Here is an 18841-nt window from a genome sequence, read left to right on the forward strand (position 1 = left end):
CTACCGCGGTCATCAGACCTCGGGGACCAGCACCTCGCGCTTGCCGACATGGTTGGCGCTGCTGACAACGCCCTGCTCCTCCATCTGCTCGACCAGGCGCGCGGCCTTGTTGTAGCCGATGGCCAGCTTGCGCTGGATATAGCTGGTGGAACATTTGCGGTCCTTGGCCACGATCATCACGGCCTGATCATACAGCGCATCGTCCGATCCGTCGCCGCCCAGGCCCAGCACCGCGTCGATATCGTCGGCCTTGTCGTCCTCGGGGCCCTCGACCACGCCCGACTTGTAGCTGGGCGGCCCAAAGGATTTCAGGTGGGTCACGATCTCCTCGACCTCCTCGTCGCTGACAAAGGGACCGTGGATACGGGTGACGCGCGCGCCGTTGCCCATATACAGCATGTCGCCCTGGCCCAGCAGCTGCTCTGCCCCCTGCTCGCCCAGGATGGTGCGGCTGTCGATCTTCGAGGTGACCTGAAAGCTGACCCGCGTGGGGAAGTTCGCCTTGATCGTGCCGGTGATGACATCGACCGATGGACGCTGCGTCGCCATGATCAGGTGGATCCCCGAGGCCCGCGCCATCTGCGCCAAGCGCTGGATGCAGGCCTCGATCTCCTTACCGGCGACCATCATCAGGTCGGCCATCTCGTCGACGACCACGACGATATAGGGGAAGGTCTCGGGCTGGAACTCCTCGGTCTCCCAGATCGCGTCGCCGGTATCCTCGTCAAAGCCCGTCTGGACGGTCCGCTTGAACATCTCGCCCTTCTTCAGGGCCTCGGTGACGCGGCCGTTATAGCCCTCGATGTTGCGCACGCCCATCTTGGACATCTTGCGATAGCGGTCCTCCATCTCGCCCACGACCCATTTCAGCGCCACGACGGCCTTCTTGGGGTCGGTGACGACCGGGGACAGCAGGTGCGGGATGCCGTCATAGACGGACAGTTCCAGCATCTTGGGGTCGATCATGATCAGCCGGCATTCGTCCGGCGTCAGCTTATACAGCAGCGACAGGATCATGGTGTTGATCGCGACTGACTTGCCGGACCCGGTGGTGCCCGCGATCAGCAGGTGGGGCATCTTGGCCAGGTTCGCCACGACCGGATCGCCGCCGATGTCCTTGCCAAGCGCCAGTGGCAGCGGCTGCGTGCCGTCGCCGAAGGCGCGCGAGGCGAAGATCTCGCGCAGCAGCACCTTTTCGCGCTTGGCGTTGGGCAGTTCGATCCCGATGACGGTGCGGCCGGGAACGGTGCTGACGCGCGCGGACAGGGCGGACATCGACCGGGCGATGTCGTCGGACAGGCCGATCACGCGGCTGGCCTTCAGGCCCGGCGCGGGTTCCAGCTCGTACAGCGTCACGACCGGGCCGGGGCGGACCTCGGTGATCTGGCCCTTGACGCCGTAATCGTCCAGCACCGCCTCCAGCATGCGGGCGTTCTCCATCAGCGCCTCGTGGGACACGGGCACCACGTCGCTGTCCGATGGCGCCGACAGCAGCGCCAGCGGCGGCCGCTCATAGGCGGGGCTGCCACTGTCGTCGAACCGCAGGGCGGGCTCGGCCTCGGCCCGCGCGCTGCGCGAGGGTTCGGCGCGCTTGGCGGGGGCGATGATCTGGCGCGGCGTCTCGGCGCCGAAGGGGCGCGGGTCGACCGGCTCCTCGGGGGCGGGGGTCGCTGGCGCACCCTCGCGGGCCAGCCGGGACGCGACCGCCTTCAGCACCGACGACTTGGCGGTGCTGGTGCGGATGGCGTCGCTGATGCGGCCGCGGACCTCGGCCTCGGACGGGGCGGCGCCCTCGTAATCCGAATCGCGCTCGATCAGCTCTGGCTCGGGCATCTCGGATTCCAGCTCGAATGCCGGCGGGGCGGAACGGCGGCGGGCGGCGGGTGCGGCCTTGCGGGGGGCGGCGCCCTCGGCGCGCGGCTGGCGCAGGCGCTGCGCCGCGCCGGCGGCGGCCGATCCCGCCAGAACCGTCCCGTGCAGCGCCGTCGCCAGCCCCTGCCGGAACCGCAGCCACAGGGCCGCGACCTCGGTCCGGTCGAAGCCCAGGACGAAAGCCGCCGCCGCGACCACGGCCACCGCGACCAGCAACGCCGCCAGGCGGATGCCCAGCTGTGCCTTCATCGGCAGCAGGTTCAGCATCGCGCCCATCACCATGTCGCCGAAATGGCCGCCCAGGCCGTAATTCTGCTGCCATTCGGGGCCGGGGATCAGCGTGCTGGCATAGATCGACACCAGGGCCACGGCGATCGGGGTGAAGATGCCGCGCATCAGGCGCTCCTCGCCCTTGTGCAGCATCATGCGCAGGCCCCAGACCCAGGCCGCGACGACCAGCATCCAGGCCCCCATGCCCGCGATCATGATCAGCGCCGAGGCGATCATCGCCCCGATCCCGCCCAGCATGTTCTGCGCCGGCGCGTCGGTGGCCGACCCGAAGCTGGGATCGTCGGGCGACCAGCTGCCCAGCATCATCGCGATCAGGATGCCCAGCACGATCAGCCCCGCGCCGATGGCCTCCTTGCCGCGTCGTTCCAGGGCGGCCTGGGTCGACTGGTCGAACAGCGGGTCGCGGTGTTTCGCCTGCCAGCTTGCCATGATCTCAGCCCCCCGTTTCGTCATGTAGGACCGCCCGCAGGCGGGTCAGCGCGGCGCGCGTCTGGTCGGCATCGGCCACCAGCGCCACCCGGATGAAGCCCGCGCCGGGATTGATCCCGTTCACGTCGCGCGACAGATAGGCGCCGGGCAGCACCTGGATGCCCGCCTGCGCCCACAGCGTCCGCGCGGCCTGTTCTCCGTCGGCGACCGGCAGCCACAGGAAGAACCCGCCCTCCGGCGGCAGATAGCCGGGGATGTCGCCCAGGATCTCATCAGCGATGCGGTATTTCTGCTGATACAGCGCCAGGCTGGCGGCCACGTGATCCTCGTCCGACCAGGCGGCGGCGCTGACGCGCTGCACCGGCAGCGGCAGGGGCGCGCCCGCATAGTTGCGCAGCCGCCGCATCTGGGCGATCTGGGCGCGACCGCCCGCGGCGAAGCCAGACCGCAGGCCGGGCAGGTTCGACCGCTTGGACAGCGAGTTGAACATCACCACCCGGTCGGGCAGGCCCATCGCGGTCGCGACCTGCAGGGCACCCGGCGCGGGCGCGTCGCGCCAGATCTCGGAATAGCATTCGTCGGCCAGGATCAGGAAATCGTGCCTCTCGGCCAGGGTCACCAGCGTTTCCAGGTATTCGCGGTCGGCCACCGCCCCTGCGGGTTGGCGGGCGAACACAGATAGGCCAGCGCCACCCGGTCCAGCAGCGCCGGGTCCAGCCCCGCGTAATCGGGCAGGTTGCCCGTGGCGGGCGTGGCCGGCACGAACAGCGCCTGCGCCTGCACCGCGGCGGCGGCGACCGCATAGACCTGATAGAACGGGTTCGGCACCAGCACGATCGGCTGCTGGCCGGCCTTGGTCTCGGGGCACAGGGCCAGGGCCGCGTTGAACAGCCCCTCGCGCGTGCCGTTCAGCACCATCAGCCGGTCAGGTGAAACGTCCAGGCCATAGCGGCGGTCCAGCCAGCCGCCGATCGCCGACAGCAGTTCGGGCGCGCCCTCGTTCGGGGGGTATTTCGCCAGTTCGTGCAGGCTGTCGGCCATCACCTGCGCCACGAAACCGGGCATCGGGTGGCGGGGCTCTCCGATGGTCAGGATCATGGGGGATTCGCCGGGGGCCAACCCCGGCTCGATATCCGACAACAGCGCCCGCAAACGCGGGAACGCGTAGTCCGGCAGGTTCGAGAACCGCTCGGGGAATGCCATCTCTGCCTCGCTTTTCAGGGTCTGCGCCCCGTTCCTTGGCGGAAACATTAGCGTGATCCGGGCCTTGCGTCCAGCAAAGACCCGGTCACGCCAGCGCGGCCTCGGCCCCCGCCGCCACGCGCAGCAGATGCCGGTCCTGACCGGCATGGCCCAGCAGGCTGATCCCGCAGGCCGGGTGCCCGGTGGGCAGGGTGATCGCGGGCAGGCCCAGCAGGTTCGCGATCCGGGTGTTGCGCAGGGTCAGCAGGTTGGCGCGCACGAATTCCGACCCGTCGGTCATCAGCCGTTGGGTCGCGGGCGGCAGGATCGGCACCGTCGGCAGCAGCACGGCGTCGTATCCGCCGACGACCTCCTTGATCCACTTGCGGCGCACGCGGGCCAGGCTTTCCCATGCCGCGACATAGTCGGGCGCGCTGACCCCTGCCCCCGCCGCGGAACCGCTCCAGGATGGGCTGCCACATCAGTTCCGGCGCATCCTCGATCTGGGCGCGCCAGATGCCATAGGCCTCGGGGGCGAACAGCTGCGGCGACAGGGCCATGGCCTTGTCCAGCCAGTCGGTCGAGACGTGCGCGATCTGCGCACCGGCCCGACCCAGCCTATCCACCGCGTCCTGGAACGCCGTCACCGGCCCGGATTCGGCGTCGTCGAAGGGCAGCCCCTCCAGCACCATCAGGCGCAGGCCCTGCACGCTGGCGCCGTCCAGGTCGGGGGCCCGCTGGTCGGCCATGATCGCAAAGATCTGGGCACAGTCCTCGACGCTGCGGGCGATGGGGCCCGCGATGTCGAACCTGCGCGCCAAGGGCACCACGCCCTTTTCGGGCAGCGCGCCATGCGTGGGCTTGAACCCCACCAGCCCGTTCCACGCCGCGGGCACGCGGACGGACCCGCCCGTGTCGGTGCCAACCGCCGCCGCCGCCAGCCCCAGCGCCACCGACACCGCCGCCCCGGAGGAAGAGCCCCCCGGCGCCAGGTCCGGGTCCAGCGCATTGGGCGGCGTCGCCGTGCGCGGGTTCAGCCCCAGCCCGGAAAACGCCAGTTCGGTCATGTGGGTCTTGCCCAGGCAGACCATGCCGCGACGGGCCGCGCGCGCCAGGATGTTGGCGTCCTTGCGCGGCACGCGCCCCTCCAGCAGGCGCGATCCGGCCTCGGTCACGGTGCCGCCGCTGTCGATGTTGTCTTTCCAGCTGATGGCCACGCCGTCCAGCAGGCTGTGGCGGCGTTCCTGTTTCGCGCGGTCATGGGCGGCCACGGCCTCGGACCGGGCGCGGGCGGCGGTCAGGCGGGCATAGATGCGCGCGCAGTCGGGGTGATCCTTCGCGGCGGCCAGATAGGCCTCGGTCTGGTCGATGGGGTCCAGGACCCCCGCCATGATGGCGCGGCCCTGCTGGGTGGCCGATGCCCGCAACCAGTCCATTCAGAAATCCACCGCGATTCCGCCCTTTTCCCAATCGCCATAGCGGACCGGCTCTGGCCCGTCGCGCCCGCCGTATTCGACCGGCAGGATCTGCCCGGCCTGCTGTTTCCTGCGGGCCTCGGCCTCGGCCAGGGCGCGCTGTGCGGCGGCGGGCAGGGCGGGGGTGTCATCGCTCATGGAAAGATCCTCCGAATGGGCGTAAGGGGTCGCGGAACAGTGTTGAACATCACTTAGGCAAAGGAAAGCGTTTTGGCAAAGCCGGGCGGCGATATGGCGCGCAAGGGCGCATTGCGATTGATCCAGGGCGTGCGCGACGGGCGGTCCCTGTCGGACCAGTCCGGCAGCCTGCGCGCGCTGCCGGTTGCCGAACAGGCCCGGGCGGCCCGGCTGGCGGTCGAGACGCTGCGCCATCAGGGTCGCGCGGACGTGGTGATCGACGCCTTCGTGAACCGCAGGCCCGCCCCCCAGATCGCTGACGTGCTGCGCCTGGCCGTGGTCGAGATGCTGGAGCTGGGCGCCCCTGCCCACGGCGTCGTGGGTGCGGCGGTCGACCTGACCCGGACGCTGGGCGCGCGCGGCCAGGCGGCGGCGGGCATGGTCAACGCGGTCCTGCGCAAGGCGGGCGCGTATCAGGGCTGGGCCGATCTGGCACCGCAACCTTTGCCCGAATGGCTGCGCGGCCCGCTGGTCGAAGCTTACGGCGACGCGGTGATGACCGCCATCGAGGCCGCCCATCAGCGCGGCGCGCCCCTGGACCTGACGATGAAGCCCGGCGCGGACCCGGTGCCGGGCGCCGATGCGCTGCCCACCGGGTCGTGGCGCCTGCAGGGTCCGGCGCAGGTGACTGCCCTGCCGGGGTTCGATGAGGGCCAGTGGTGGGTCCAGGATGCCGCCGCGGCCCTGCCCGCGCGCCTGCTGGCCCCGCGGCCCGGCGAACGCATCGCAGACCTGTGCGCGGCGCCCGGCGGCAAGACGCTGCAGCTGGCGGCGGCCGGTGCCCATGTCACCGCCGTGGACATAAGCGAACAGCGCCTGCGCCGCGTGACCGAGAACCTGGCCCGCTGCGGGCTGACCGCCGATCTGGTCGCGGCCGACGTGCTGGACTGGCGCCCCGACGTGGCACCCGACGCGATCCTGCTGGACGCGCCCTGCAGCGCCACGGGCACCATCCGCCGCCATCCCGACCTGCCCTTCATCCGCGACGGGCCACGGCATCGCCGAGCTGATCGAGCTGCAGGCGACCCTGCTGGATCACGCGCTGTCGGTGCTGCGGCCCGGTGGGCGGCTGGTCTATTCCACCTGTTCGCTGATCCCCGACGAGGGCGAGGTCCAGATCGACGAGGTGCTGGTCCGCCATCCCGGCCTGATCGTGGAACGCCCGGATCTGGCGCGGATCGACCTGCCCGGCATCGACCCCGCCTGGATCACCGAGGAGGGCGGCCTGCGCCTGCGCCCGGATTACTGGGCCGACCGGGGCGGGATGGACGGGTTCTACATGGCCTGCCTGCGCAAGCCCGGCTGAACGGAACCGTCGGGCCGCCTTGCGCCTTCCTTCCGCGAATGCGGATGAAAGGATGACCAGATGAGGCTGACCACTGTCGCGATGGGACTTAAACTGGCGCAGGCCGTCCTGCGCACGCGCGGCGCCAGCACGGCGGCCAAGGGTGCGGGCGGCCTTGCCTCGGGGATCGGCACGGCCGTGATGGTCGTGGCGGCGGTGCAGCTGGCGCAGCAGCTGTTCTCGTCGCGCAAGCGCTGAGGCGCTGGACCTTCGGCGGGGGTTTCGGTAATTGGGCGTCACCCAGAGACACGAGGCCCCCATGTCCGACCCCGTCGCCATCCGACGCGCGCTTCTCTCCGTTTCCGACAAGACCGGCCTGATCGATTTCGCCCGTGCCCTGGATGCGCGGGGCGTCCAGATCCTGTCCACCGGCGGCAGCGCCAAGGCCCTGCGCGACGCGGGCCTGTCCGTGACCGACGTGGCAGACGTGACGGGTTTCCCGGAGATGATGGACGGTCGCGTCAAGACGCTGCATCCGGCGGTGCATGGCGGCCTGTTGGCGCTGCGCGACAACGCGGACCACGTGGCGGCGATGGAGGAGCATGGCATCGGCGCGATCGATCTGCTGGTCGTGAACCTCTATCCGTTCGAGGAGACCGTCGCCAAGGGCGCGGCCCATGACGACTGCATCGAGAACATCGACATCGGCGGCCCGGCGATGATCCGCGCCGCCGCGAAGAACCACGGCTTTGTCACCGTTGTCGTGGACGTTCAGGATTACGACGCCGTTCTGGCCGAACTGGACGCCAACGGCGGGACCACCCTGCCCTTCCGGCAGCGGATGGCGCAGACGGCCTATGCCCGCACCGCGGCCTATGACGCCGCCGTCAGCACCTGGATGGCGGATGCGATCGGAGAGGCCACGCCCCGCCGCCGCGCCTTCGCCGGCACGCTGGCGCAGGGGCTGCGCTATGGCGAGAACCCGCACCAGCAGGCGGCCTTCTATGTCACGGGCGATGCGCGCCCCGGCGTTGCCACCGCCAAACAGCATCAGGGCAAGGAGCTGTCCTACAACAACATCAACGACACCGATGCCGCCTTCGAGCTGGTGTCCGAGTTCGACCCGGCGGAGGGCCCCGCCTGCGCGATCATCAAGCATGCCAATCCCTGCGGCGTGGCCCAGGGCGCGACCGCGCTGGAGGCCTATAAGCGGGCGTTTGATTGCGACCGCACCTCCGCTTTCGGCGGCATCATCGCGCTGAACCAGCCGCTGGACGGGGCCACCGCCGAGGAGATCGTCAAGATCTTCACCGAGGTCGTCATCGCCCCCGATGCCGACGCCGACGCGCGCCGCATCTTTGCCGCCAAGAAGAACCTGCGCCTGCTGACCACGGGCGGTCTGCCCGATCCGCGCGCGGGCGGGCTGACCTTCCGGCAGGTGTCGGGCGGCATGCTGATCCAGGGTCGCGACAAACGGCCATGTGGCCCGCGCCGACCTGCGCATCGTGTCCGACCGCCAGCCGTCGGAACAGGAGCTGGCCGACCTGATGTTCGCCTGGACCGTCGCCAAGCACGTGAAATCCAACGCCATCGTCTATGCCAAAGACCTGGCCACCGTCGGCATCGGCGCGGGCCAGATGAGCCGCGTGGACAGCACCCGCATCGGGCGGCGCAAGTCCGAGGACATGGCCCAGGTCCTGGGCCTGTCGGAACCGCTGACCAACGGCGCGGCGGTGGCCTCGGACGCGTTCTTCCCCTTTGCCGACGGCATCGAGGCCCTGGCCGAGGCGGGCGCCCGCGCGGTGATCCAGCCCGGCGGCTCGATGCGCGACGACGAGGTGATCGCGGCGGCCAACCGCCTTGGGCTGGCGATGGTCCTGACCGGCCAGCGTCACTTCCGCCACTGATGGCCGCGCCCGCGAAACCCGCCGCCCGCAAGGCGCGCCCGGCACCCCAGCCCGCGCGCAGCGACATGCGGCCGGTGATCTGGGTCGCGCTGGCGATCTTTCTGGCCGACCAGGCGCTGAAATACGTCGTCGTCCACATGCTGGACCTGGACCGCGTGCGGTCGATCGACGTGTTCCCCCCCTGGCTGAACCTGCGCATGGCCTGGAACCAGGGCGTGAACTTTGGCCTGATGGCGTCGGATACGGACATCATGCGCTGGGTGCTGATCGGGGTGGCGCTGGTCATTTGCACCTGGGTGTGGATCTGGGTCTGGCGCGCGGGCCTGGGGCGGTTCGCCCGCATCTCGGCCGGGCTGCTGATCGGCGGCGCGCTGGGCAACGTGGTGGACCGCGTTCTTTATGGTGCGGTGGCCGATTTCCTGAACATGTCGCTGCCGGGCTGGCAGAACCCCTACAGCTTCAACGTGGCCGACATCTCGATCTTTGCGGGCGCGTTGGGGCTGGTGCTGATGCCGCAGCCCAAGACGACAGAAACCCCCGCCCCGGCAAAGCCCCGCACACAGCGCACGGCGCCCAAGCCGCCTGCGCGTCCGGCACCCAAGGTGCCTTCGCCGCCGCCCGCCGGTCCGCGCCAGCCCGACCTGTTCGCGCCCGCCGACCAACAGGGTCGTGACGGCGACGGAAAACCGGGCTAGAACGGCGCAACGGACCAAAGGGGGCAGGACATGCGGACAAGCGCGCTGGTGATCGGATTTGCGGCCGCGATGGGGCTTTCCGCCTGTGGCGGCGGGACGCTGAACAATATCGGCGCGGGCCAGGTGGGGCCGGATGAATTCGCGATCCTGCCCACGCGGTCGCTGTCGATGCCGCCCGATCTGGCGGTGCTGCCCGCACCCACGCCGGGCGGCGCGAACATCACCGATCCGAACCCCCGCGGCGACGCGGTCGCCGCCCTGGGCGGCAACCCGGAACGCCTGGCGAACCAGGGCATCGGGGCCGCGGACCAAGCGCTGGTCGCGCAGGCCGCCCGCGCGGGCACCGACCCGCAGATCCGCGAACGCCTTGCACAATCGGACGCCGAATGGCGGGCCCGCAACGGCCGCCGCCCGCTGGAGCGCATCATGGGCACGCCGGTCTATCAGCGCGCCTATGCGCCAATGGCGCTGGACCCCGTCAGCGAACAGCGGCGCTGGCAGCGCGCCGGGGCCATCACCTCGACCGCGCCGGCGCCCGCGGCAGAGTGAGCACCGCCGTCTTCGACCCGACGGACCCCGGTTTCGGGGCCGATCCCTGGCCCGCCTATGCGGCGCTCAGGGCGCAGCCGGGCCTGCCCCTCTGGCCGGGCTTCGGTGGCCAACTGGCATCGCGCATGGCGGATGTGCGCGCCATCGCGCTGGACCGGCGCATGGTGCGCGCGCCCGCGGCCTTTGCCCCGCCCGAACAGGTGCGCGCGATGCAGGTCGCGGGCAACTTCCACGACATGCCGTTCCACGAACGCTTCGTGCAGACCTCGATGCTGGACACGGACGGGCCGGATCACGACCGGCTGCGCCGCGCGGTGTTTCCGTTCTTTACCCGGACCCGGCTGGAGGGGATGCGCGGCTTCGTCACGGCCTGGGTCGATGCCGCGCTGGATCGCCTGGTCCCGCAGGGGCGGATCGATTTCATCGCCGATCTGGCGGCGCACCTGCCGGGGCAGGTGATCGGCCACCTGATCGGCACGGACCCGGCGCTGGCCCCGCAGATGACCGAATGGTCCGATCACGTGGTCAGCTATTTCGACATCGACCGGACGCCCGCCAAGAAGGCCCGCGCCGAGGAGGCCACGCGCCTGTTCGCGGCGCTGCTGGAGGACCTGCACGCCGAACGCGCCGCCCGCCCGCGCGACGACCTGATGTCCGCGATGATCGAGGCAGAGCGGGCGGGCCTGATGACCCATGACGAACTGATCGCCACGATCATGCAGATCCTGCATGCGGGGCACGGATCGACCATCGACGTGCTGGGGTCGGGGATGGTGGCGCTGCTGGATCACCCGGACCAGGCGGCGCTGCTGCGCGCGCAGCCGAACCTGATGCCGCAGGCGGTGCAGGAGATGTTCCGCTTTGCCGCGCCGCTGCCGTTCTTTCACCGCTATGCGTCCGAGGACCTGACGATCTGCGGGCGGGACTGGCCCAAGGGCACGCTGTTCGGGCTGCTTTACGCGTCGGCCAACCGCGACCCCGAAGCCTTTGCCGATGCCGACCGCTTTGACGTCACCCGCCGTCCGAACGTGCATCTGGCCTTTGGCGCAGGCGTGCATGTCTGTCTGGGCAACAATCTGGCGCGACTGAACATGGAGACGCTGTTCACGGCCCTGCTGGCCCGCGCGCCGGGGATGGCGGTGGATGGGCCAGTGCGGTGGAAGCAGGGGCTGCAGGCGCATGGGCCGCTGTCCCTACCGGTGCGTCTGACCGCCTGACCGGCGCGCGGGTCGGAACGGGTCGCCCGGCCCGCCCCCATCGAGGGGGCCGTCCGGGCGTGCGGCTGGCGCCGCGACCCCTGCCGCCGGCGCTGCACATTCCCGCGAGCGTGGCTTGCGCGGCTTGCCCCTGAAGTCCAAGTTGCCCCTCAGCAAGAGGAGGTTGCTCCACCCATGCGTCTTTCCGCATCCCGTTCCGCCCTGGCCGTGGCCCTGGCGCTTGGCACGTCGCTGACCGGCCTGCCCGCCCTGGCGCAGGACGCCGCCGCCCCGATGCCCGACGGCGTCACCCATTTCACCCTTCCCAACGGCCTGGAGACGGTGGTCATCCAGGACGAGCGCGCGCCCGTCGTGGTGCAGATGGTCTGGTACAAGATCGGCGCGGCGGACGAGGTGCCGGGCAAGTCCGGCATCGCGCACTATCTGGAACACCTGATGTTCAAGGGCACCGACACGCTAGAGCCCGGAGAGCTGTCCAAGACCGTGACCGCGAACGGCGGCAGCGACAACGCCTTCACATCGTGGGATTTCACGGCCTATTTCCAGCGCATCGCCAGCGACCGCCTGCCCTTGGTGATGGGGATGGAGGCCGACCGCATGGCCAACCTGAACATCCGCGACGAGGACTGGCAGGCCGAACGCCAGGTCGTGCTGGAGGAGCGTGCGCAGCGCGTCGACAGCGACCCCGCCGCCCTGTTCGCCGAGGAGCTGAACGCGGTCGTCTATGACAACCACCCCTATGGCCGGCCGATCATCGGCTGGCGCGACGAGATCGAGGCGCTGACCCGCGACGACGCGGTCGCCTGGTACGACACGCATTATTCGCCGAACGAAGCCGTTCTGGTCATCGCCGGCGACGTCACCCCCGAGGAGGCGCGCGCCCTGGCCGAGGAGCATTACGGTGCCATCCCCGCCAAGGGCGAGGCCGAACCGCGCACCCGCCCGCAAGAGCCGCCCAAGCGGACCGCGCGGCGGCTGGAGATGTCGGACCCGCGCGTTGCGCAGCCCCGGATGATCCGCACCGTGCTGGCCGCGGAGCGCGATCCGGGCGCGCAGGAGGATGCGGCGGCGCTGACCGTGCTGGCGGCGCTGCTGGGCGGGTCGTCGCAGACCTCGTATCTGGCGCAGCAGCTGACCCTGCCGGGAACCGCGCTGTGGGCGGGGGCCAGCTATGACGGGCTGTCGCTGGACCGGACCGAATTCATGCTGTCGCTGGTTCCGGCCGAGGGCACCCCGCCCGAGGAGGCCGAAGCGGCATTGGACGAGGCGCTGGCGCAGTTTCTGGCCGAGGGTCCGGACGAGGTCGACCTGGAGCGCGTCAAGACCCGCATCCGGGCCGAGGAGATCTATTCGCGCGATTCGGCGCATGGCCGGGCCTATGACTATGGCCAGGGGCTGTCGACCAGCCTGACCGTGCAGGACGTGAATGACTGGCCCGACATCCTGGACGCGGTCACCGCCGAGGACGTGATGGCCGCCGCCCGCGACGTGCTGCAGGCGCCCGCCGTGACCGGCTGGCTGCTGCCCGCCCCCGCAGAGGCGGAGGCCGCCGCGACCCAGGAACCGGCCCCGGCCACCCCCGACGAACAGACCGAGGTGCAAGGATGATCCGTGCCGCAATCGCCACCGTTCTTGCCCTGCTGGCCGTGCCGGCGCAGGCGATCGAGATCCAGGACGTCACCTCTCCGGGCGGGATCAAGGCCTGGCTGGTCCAGGACGACAGCATCCCCTTTGTGGCGCTGGACATCCAGTTCCGGGGCGGCGCCAGCATGGACGCCGAGGGCAAGCGCGGCGCGGTCAACATGATGACCGCGCTGCTGGAGGAGGGCGCCGGGTCGAACAGCGCCACGCAGTTCGCCCAGGCGGTCGAGGACCTGGGCGCGCGGCTGTCCTTTTCGGCCAGCGACGACACGGTGTCCGTGGGCTTCCAGTCCCTGACCGAGAACCGCGACGCCGCCGCCGACCTGCTGGCCCAGGCGCTGGCGCAGCCGCGGTTCGACGACGATGCGCTGACCCGCGTGCGCGGACAGGTGCAGGCGGTGATCCGGTCCGAGGCGACCGATCCGAACAGCATCGCCGCCAAGGAGATGGCGGCGCTGGCCTGGGGCGCGCATCCCTATGCGACCTCGATCAACGGGACGGCGGACAGCGTCGCGGCCCTGACCAGGCAGGACCTGGTGGCGGCCAAGAACCGCGTACTGGCGCGCGACCGGGTCGTCGTGGGCGCGGCGGGCGACATCTCGGCCGAGGAGTTGGGGCTGCTGCTGGACCGCATCCTGGGCGGGTTGCCGGAACAGGCGACCGCTCCCCTGCCCGAGCAGGCGGAGCTGCAGGTGACCGGCGGCACGACGGTCATCGATTGGGATAGTCCGCAGACCGTGGTGGCCTTTGCCGGGCCGGGCATCCCGATCGACGACCCCGATTATTTCGCGGCTTTCGTTGCCAACCACATCCTGGGCGGCGGGGGCTTCAGCTCTCGCCTGATGGAGGAGATCCGCGAGAAGCGCGGGCTGACCTATGGCGTGGGAACGGCGCTGGCCACGGGGCTGTACGGCCAGACCTGGCAGGGCGGCATGTCGGGATCGAACGCCACCACGGCCGAGGCGGTGGAGCTGATCCGCGCCGAATGGGCCCGCATGGCCGAGGGCGTGACGGACCAGGAACTGACCGATGCCAAGACCTATCTGACCGGGGAATATCCCCTGCGGTTCGACGGGAACGGACGCATCGCATCGATCCTGGCAGGCATGCAGCTGATCGGATTCGCGATCGACTATATCGATACCCGCAATGCCAAAGTCGAGGCGGTGACGTCCGAGGACGTGTCCCGCGTGGCGCAGCGCCTGCTGGACCCCGAACGGCTGCGCTTCGTGCTGGTCGGCCGCCCCGAGGGGATCGAATCGGACCCTGTCACCAACTGAGCCGACAACAGCGGTGGCGCCGCGCCCCAAGGGGCGCGGCGCGGTCGTTCCGGGGGGCTGATGTCCCGCGAATCTCTGGCAGCGGCGGGGCGGTCCTGCTAGATTTGGGGCGATGAACAGCCATGCCCCCAAGATACGCCCCGACGGCCGCCCCGTGATCCGCCAGCTGGATGAGGCCACCGCCAACCGCATCGCAGCGGGCGAGGTGGTCGAGCGCCCGGCCTCGGCGGTCAAGGAACTGGTCGAGAACGCGCTGGACGCCGGCGCCACCCGGATCGAGATCGCCATCCAGGACGGCGGCAAGCGGCTGATCCGCGTCACCGACGACGGCTGCGGCATGGTGCCGGACGACCTGCCGCTGGCCCTGTCGCGCCATGCCACCAGCAAGATCGACGGGACCGACCTGCTGGCCATCACCAGCTTCGGCTTTCGCGGCGAGGCGCTGCCCTCGCTTGGCGCGGTCGGGCGGCTGACCATCACCTCGCGCACCCGGGGGGGCGAGGGGGCGTCCATCGCGGTCACCGGGGGGCGGCTGGACCCGCTGCGCCCGGCGGCCGCCAATTGCGGCACCGTGGTCGAGCTGCGCGACCTGTTCTTTGCCACGCCCGCGCGGCTGAAGTTCCTGCGCACCGACCGGGCCGAGACGCAGGCGGTGGCCGACACGGTGCGTCGCCTGGCGATGGCCGAACCCTATGTGGGCTTTTCGCTGACCGCCGACGGGCGTGAGATCTTTCGCGCCGATGCCGAGCAGGGAGAGCTGTTCGGGGCGCTGACCATGCGGCTGACCCGGCTGATGGGGACGGATTTCATCGACAACGCCCTGCCCATGGATGCCGAACGCGACGGGATCACCCTGACGGGCTATGCCGCCCTGCCGACCTATTCGCGCGGGGCGGCGGTGGCGCAGCATCTGTACGTGAACGGGCGGCCGGTGCGCGACAAGCTGCTGACCGGGGCGCTCAGGGCGGGCTACATGGACGTGCTGGCGGCGGGCCGGCATCCGGCGGCGGTGCTGTTTCTGGAATGCGATCCGCAGATGGTGGACGTGAACGTCCACCCCGCCAAGGCCGAGGTGCGCTTTCGCGACCCGCAATCGGCCCGCGGGCTGGTCGTGGGCAGCCTGCGCCACGCGATGGCGGGGGCCGGGCACCGCGCCTCCAGCACGGTGGGCCACGCGACGCTGCAGGCGGTGCAGGTCGAACCGCGACCCGAACCTCTGGCCGAAAACCGGTCAGACCCGCGGCCCGCATGGCAGGCCGACAGGCCGTCAGCGGCGGCCGTGCGGACGGCGCTGGACCTGCAGATGCCGGGCTTTGCCGAGACGCCGTCGGCGCGGTTCGACCCGGTCGCGGCCGACGCGCCGATGGAGGACGCGCCCCTGGGGGCCGCGCGCGCGCAGATCCACGAGAACTACATCATCGCGCAGACGCCCGACGGACTGGTGATCGTCGATCAGCATGCCGCCCATGAACGGCTGGTCTATGAGCGGCTGAAGGCGCAGGCGCAGGCCGCGGGCATCCCGGCCCAGGCCCTGCTGATCCCCGAGATCGTCGAGCTGTCCCCGGCCGATGCCGATCGCATCCTGTTCATCGCCGCCGATCTGGTCGCGCTTGGTCTGGTGGTCGAGCCGTTCGGCCCGGGCGCGGTCGCGCTGCGCGAGGTGCCAGCAATGCTGGCGCGGCTGGACGGGCGCGCGCTGATCCGCGACATCCTGGACGATCTGGCCGATCAGGGCGCGTCGGACCGGCTGCAGGCGCGCATCGATGCGGTGCTGTCGTCGATGGCCTGCCACGGGTCGGTCCGGTCCGGCCGCCGGATGGGCGCGGACGAGATGAACGCCCTGCTGCGCGAGATGGAGCGGACACCCAAATCGGGCCAGTGCAATCACGGCCGCCCGACCTGGGTCAAGCTGCAGCTGTCGGACATCGAACGCCTGTTCGGTCGCAGGGATTGACGCAGGGCGCGCGCGGATCGATCCTGTGCCCAGACAGGAGGTGCCGCGATGCTGCAGATTGCCGTCGACAAGATCGCCCACGTGATCATCCGCGCCCGCGATTACGAAAGCGGCGTGAATCCCTGGGCCCATCAGGGCGGCGGACGCCAGCATGGCACCCGGAGCGAGTTGCACGATTTCATCGCGGGCCTGAACGAGGATGAGCAGGCCAGCCTGGTCGCCGTGATGTGGATCGGGCGCGACAGCTTTGAGCCGTCCGAACTGGAGGAGGCGACCCGCACCGCCCGGATCGAACGGACCATCCCGACCGAGGATTACCTGATGGGCGAACCCCGACTGGCCGACCTGCTGGAGGCCGGGCTGGAAGGGCTGGGCATCTCTCCCGGCGACATCGAGGACGACCTGCAGCGTCCGGTATGACGAAGGGCGGCCCCGCAGGACCGCCCCAAGACCAAGACCGATCGTGGCCGGATCACCCTTCCGGGGTCAGGCGGACCAGACGGCCGTTCTCCTCGTCGGTGATGACGACCAGGGCGCCGTCCTGGGCGACCTCGACCTCGCGGACGCGGCCGATGCCCTGGGCTAGGCGCGCCTCTCCGGTCACGGTGGTGCCGTCCAGTTCCAGCCGGATGATGTCGCCCGACCGCAACCCGCCGATCAGCGCGTCCCCCTGCCAGTCGGGGAACATGTCGCCGTCATAGAAGGCCATGCCGCTGATCGCGGGCGACGGATCCCAGTAATAGACCGGCTGTTCGGTACCCTCGACCTGGGTCGCGCCCATCTGGGCCCCGCTATAGTCGGTGCCGTAGGTGGCCAGGGGCCAGCCATAGTTCAGGCCGCCATTGACGGCATTCAGCTCGTCACCGCCCTTGGGGCCGTGCTCGTTCATCCACAGCTGGCCGTCAGGGCCCATCGCGGCGCCCTGGATGTTGCGATGGCCGATGGACCAGATCTCGGGCAGCGCGCCCTCGATTCCGGCCCCGGCCGGGGTGCCGTCGGTGGCGTTGATGCGGATGATCTTGCCCAATGTCGCCTGCGGGTCCTGGGCATATTGGCGGGGTTCGGGGTCGCTGCGTTCGCCCAGGCCGACAAAGATGTGGCCCTCACCGTCGTGCACGATCCGCGCGCCGAAATGCTTGGTCGAGGCCCATGCAGGCTGCTGCTGCCAGATGCGCTGGACGTCATCCATCGTGGTGCCGTCCTCGGACAGGATGCCGGTCGCGACGGCGGTGGCGTTCGTGCCGTTGCCGCGGGGTTCGGCATAGGTCCACCAGACGCGGCGGGTGTCGGCGAAATCGTCCGCGACGGACACGTCGTGCAGGCCGCCCTGGTCGCGGGCATCGACCTCGGGCAGCCCCTGAATGGGTTCGGACAGGGTACCGTCTGTGGTATAGATGCGCATCCGGCCGGGGCGTTCGGTGATCAGCCAGTTCCCGTCGGGCAGCTCCTGCAGGCCCCAGGGATGCTCCAGCCCCTCGACCAGAACCTGCTGCTGCAGGCCGGTGCTGTCCAGCATGGGCGCGCGGGTCTGGCCTTCGAAGGCGGGCTTTTGGTCATAGGCGGCCCCGTTGGGGGCGGCATCGTTGAAACCCTGCGCCGCGGCCATCGAGGCCAGGAATCCTGTGGCGGCAAGGGTGGTCAGGCTTGTCGTCGTACGGCGCGTCATGGGGTCCTCCGATCCGGTGAATACCCTGCCCAATTCGTGACGCGGCCCGGCGTTCCCCCCTGCGGCAACACGTCCCTGTCAGGCGGCCGTGACGGCGCCCATGTCAGCGCGCGTCGCGATGGTCGCGAAACAGCGCACCCGCCCGGCCCCAGGCGCCCGCGTCAAGGTCGTCCAGCCCCTGCAGCACGGGCAGCAGCTGGGCCGCGTAATCGTCGCTGCTTTCGCGCGGCAGCATCGAGGGCAGGTTGTCGATCGCCATCACGTCCAGCACCGGCGCATCCGCCACCCGCAGGACCGGCGCGTCCCAGGTGGTGGTGCGGTCATAGACCTTGATCGGGGAAAAATCGCTGGTCGGGTCGCAGGCCACATCGCCGATGACGCTCAGCGCACGACCCGGCGCCACGGCATCGGCGGGCACGAAGACCGGGGCGCCGGGATGGGCCAGGATCGCGTTGACGAAGACATCGTGCATCAGCACCTCGGGGAAGGGGCCGCCATGGGCGGTCTCGGCCATGTCCCACCCGGTCACGGTGACGCCCATCGCGGTCAGCAGGTCGGCTGCGCCGCTGCCAACGCGGCCCTTGGCGCCGATGACGATGGCCCGCGGACGCGGGCGGCCGGTGGCGTCCAGCCGCGCCCGCAGGTCGTCCAGCAGGCGGTGCCGGTCGGGATAGGCGGCCACCGGCCCGCAGATGCCGCCCGACTGCTGCGCGGCCCAGGCCATCAGCGACACCGCCGCCCCCGCATAGCCCGCCCAGTACCCGAAGGCCGCCAGCCTGCGCCCCGTGTCGTCGGTCAGATATTCCAGGTCATACAGCGCCCCGCCCCCGGCCCGGAACCGGTCCAGCAGCACCCGACCCGCGGGCTGGCCCTTGAAGGCGTGGCCGAACATCACATGGCGATGGCGCAGGGGGGTGCCGTCCTCGGGCAGCTCCTTGAGGCCAAAGACGATTGCGTCGTCGGGCGCGGTGGGCCAGCTGCCCTCGGGGGCGATGGTCGCGCCGGCCTTGGCATAGGCTTCGGTCGGGATGATGCGGCGGGGGCTGTCCTCGACCGTGACGCGCATGCCCTGCCCGATCAGCGCGGCGACCCCGTCCGGGGTGATGCCCACGCGATCCTCGTTCGAGCGGCTTTCCGCCCTGACCCACAGATGTGTCATCCCGATCCCCTGCCACGGCTTGCGCCCCAAGCTGTAGGTCACGCGGCAATGCGCCGCAAGCA

The 18841-nt window shown here is 70.5% G+C and carries 12 protein-coding genes and 4 pseudogenes; 10 read left to right on the forward strand and 6 right to left on the reverse strand.

What is annotated here, in order from left to right:
- Window positions 1–12: 12 nt before the first annotated feature.
- From F1642_RS07315 to F1642_RS07330, 4 genes and pseudogenes are all read right to left on the reverse strand, one after another.
- Window positions 13–2592 carry a DNA translocase FtsK gene (locus F1642_RS07315; protein WP_194885901.1) on the reverse strand — a complete coding sequence of 860 codons (2580 nt, stop codon included), beginning with the start codon at window positions 2590–2592 and terminating at the stop codon, window positions 13–15.
- Window positions 2593–2596: 4 nt separating this feature from the next.
- Window positions 2597–3942 (reverse strand): annotated as a pseudogene (locus F1642_RS07320) (aminotransferase class I/II-fold pyridoxal phosphate-dependent enzyme).
- Window positions 3881–5210 (reverse strand): annotated as a pseudogene (locus F1642_RS07325) (amidase). Before F1642_RS07325 ends, F1642_RS07320 begins: the two co-directional pseudogenes overlap by 62 nt.
- The gene (locus F1642_RS07330; RefSeq protein WP_042251299.1) at window positions 5211–5387 is read right to left on the reverse strand and encodes a DUF1674 domain-containing protein; all 177 of its coding nucleotides are present in this window, start codon (window positions 5385–5387) and stop codon (window positions 5211–5213) included.
- Between the two features lie 93 nt (window positions 5388–5480).
- Here F1642_RS07330 and F1642_RS07335 point away from each other — a divergent pair.
- The 10 genes and pseudogenes from F1642_RS07335 (at window position 5481) to F1642_RS07380 (ending at window position 16374) form a co-directional block, all read left to right on the forward strand.
- Window positions 5481–6732 (forward strand): annotated as a pseudogene (locus tag F1642_RS07335) (RsmB/NOP family class I SAM-dependent RNA methyltransferase).
- A 60-nt stretch (window positions 6733–6792) separates the two neighbouring features.
- The gene (locus F1642_RS07340; RefSeq protein ID WP_157001474.1) at window positions 6793–6969 is read left to right on the forward strand and encodes a hypothetical protein; all 177 of its coding nucleotides are present in this window, start codon (window positions 6793–6795) and stop codon (window positions 6967–6969) included.
- 61 nt (window positions 6970–7030) lie between these two features.
- Window positions 7031–8618, forward strand: a pseudogene (gene purH / locus F1642_RS07345) (bifunctional phosphoribosylaminoimidazolecarboxamide formyltransferase/IMP cyclohydrolase).
- Window positions 8619–8683: 65 nt separating this feature from the next.
- Entirely contained in the window at window positions 8684–9313 is a 630-nt protein-coding gene (gene lspA / locus F1642_RS07350) for a signal peptidase II (protein ID WP_045982480.1), read from the forward strand.
- A 30-nt stretch (window positions 9314–9343) separates the two neighbouring features.
- Window positions 9344–9862: a DUF3035 domain-containing protein gene (locus tag F1642_RS07355; protein WP_139598632.1), complete on the forward strand. Its 519-nt coding sequence runs from the start codon at window positions 9344–9346 to the stop codon at window positions 9860–9862.
- Window positions 9859–11079 carry a cytochrome P450 gene (locus tag F1642_RS16445; RefSeq protein WP_194885902.1) on the forward strand — a complete coding sequence of 407 codons (1221 nt, stop codon included), beginning with the start codon at window positions 9859–9861 and terminating at the stop codon, window positions 11077–11079. The genes F1642_RS07355 and F1642_RS16445 overlap by 4 nt, the downstream gene beginning before the upstream one ends.
- Window positions 11080–11253: 174 nt before the next feature.
- Complete coding sequence (locus tag F1642_RS07365; protein ID WP_194885903.1) at window positions 11254–12687, forward strand: pitrilysin family protein; 1434 nt, start codon at window positions 11254–11256, stop codon at window positions 12685–12687.
- The gene (locus tag F1642_RS07370) at window positions 12684–14000 is read left to right on the forward strand and encodes a pitrilysin family protein (protein ID WP_194885904.1); all 1317 of its coding nucleotides are present in this window, start codon (window positions 12684–12686) and stop codon (window positions 13998–14000) included. The genes F1642_RS07365 and F1642_RS07370 overlap by 4 nt, the downstream gene beginning before the upstream one ends.
- Window positions 14001–14112: 112 nt before the next feature.
- On the forward strand, window positions 14113–15954 hold the full coding sequence (gene mutL / locus F1642_RS07375; RefSeq protein WP_194885905.1) for a DNA mismatch repair endonuclease MutL: 1842 nt from the start codon (window positions 14113–14115) through the stop codon (window positions 15952–15954).
- 48 nt (window positions 15955–16002) lie between these two features.
- Window positions 16003–16374 (forward strand): DUF3775 domain-containing protein, encoded by a 372-nt coding sequence (locus F1642_RS07380; protein WP_046000403.1) that lies wholly within the window; start codon window positions 16003–16005, stop codon window positions 16372–16374.
- 52 nt (window positions 16375–16426) lie between these two features.
- On the opposite strand, the gene F1642_RS07385 is transcribed toward F1642_RS07380, so the two are convergent.
- Window positions 16427–17620 carry a PQQ-dependent sugar dehydrogenase gene (locus F1642_RS07385; RefSeq protein WP_194885906.1) on the reverse strand — a complete coding sequence of 398 codons (1194 nt, stop codon included), beginning with the start codon at window positions 17618–17620 and terminating at the stop codon, window positions 16427–16429.
- Window positions 17621–17723: 103 nt separating this feature from the next.
- A complete protein-coding gene (locus F1642_RS07390) occupies window positions 17724–18779 on the reverse strand; it encodes a saccharopine dehydrogenase (RefSeq protein ID WP_194885907.1) in 1056 nt (351 codons plus the stop codon).
- Between the last annotated feature and the right edge of the window lie 62 nt (window positions 18780–18841).

This window comes from Paracoccus sp. NBH48 (assembly GCF_015390265.1).
GTDB lineage: Bacteria > Pseudomonadota > Alphaproteobacteria > Rhodobacterales > Rhodobacteraceae > Paracoccus > Paracoccus marcusii.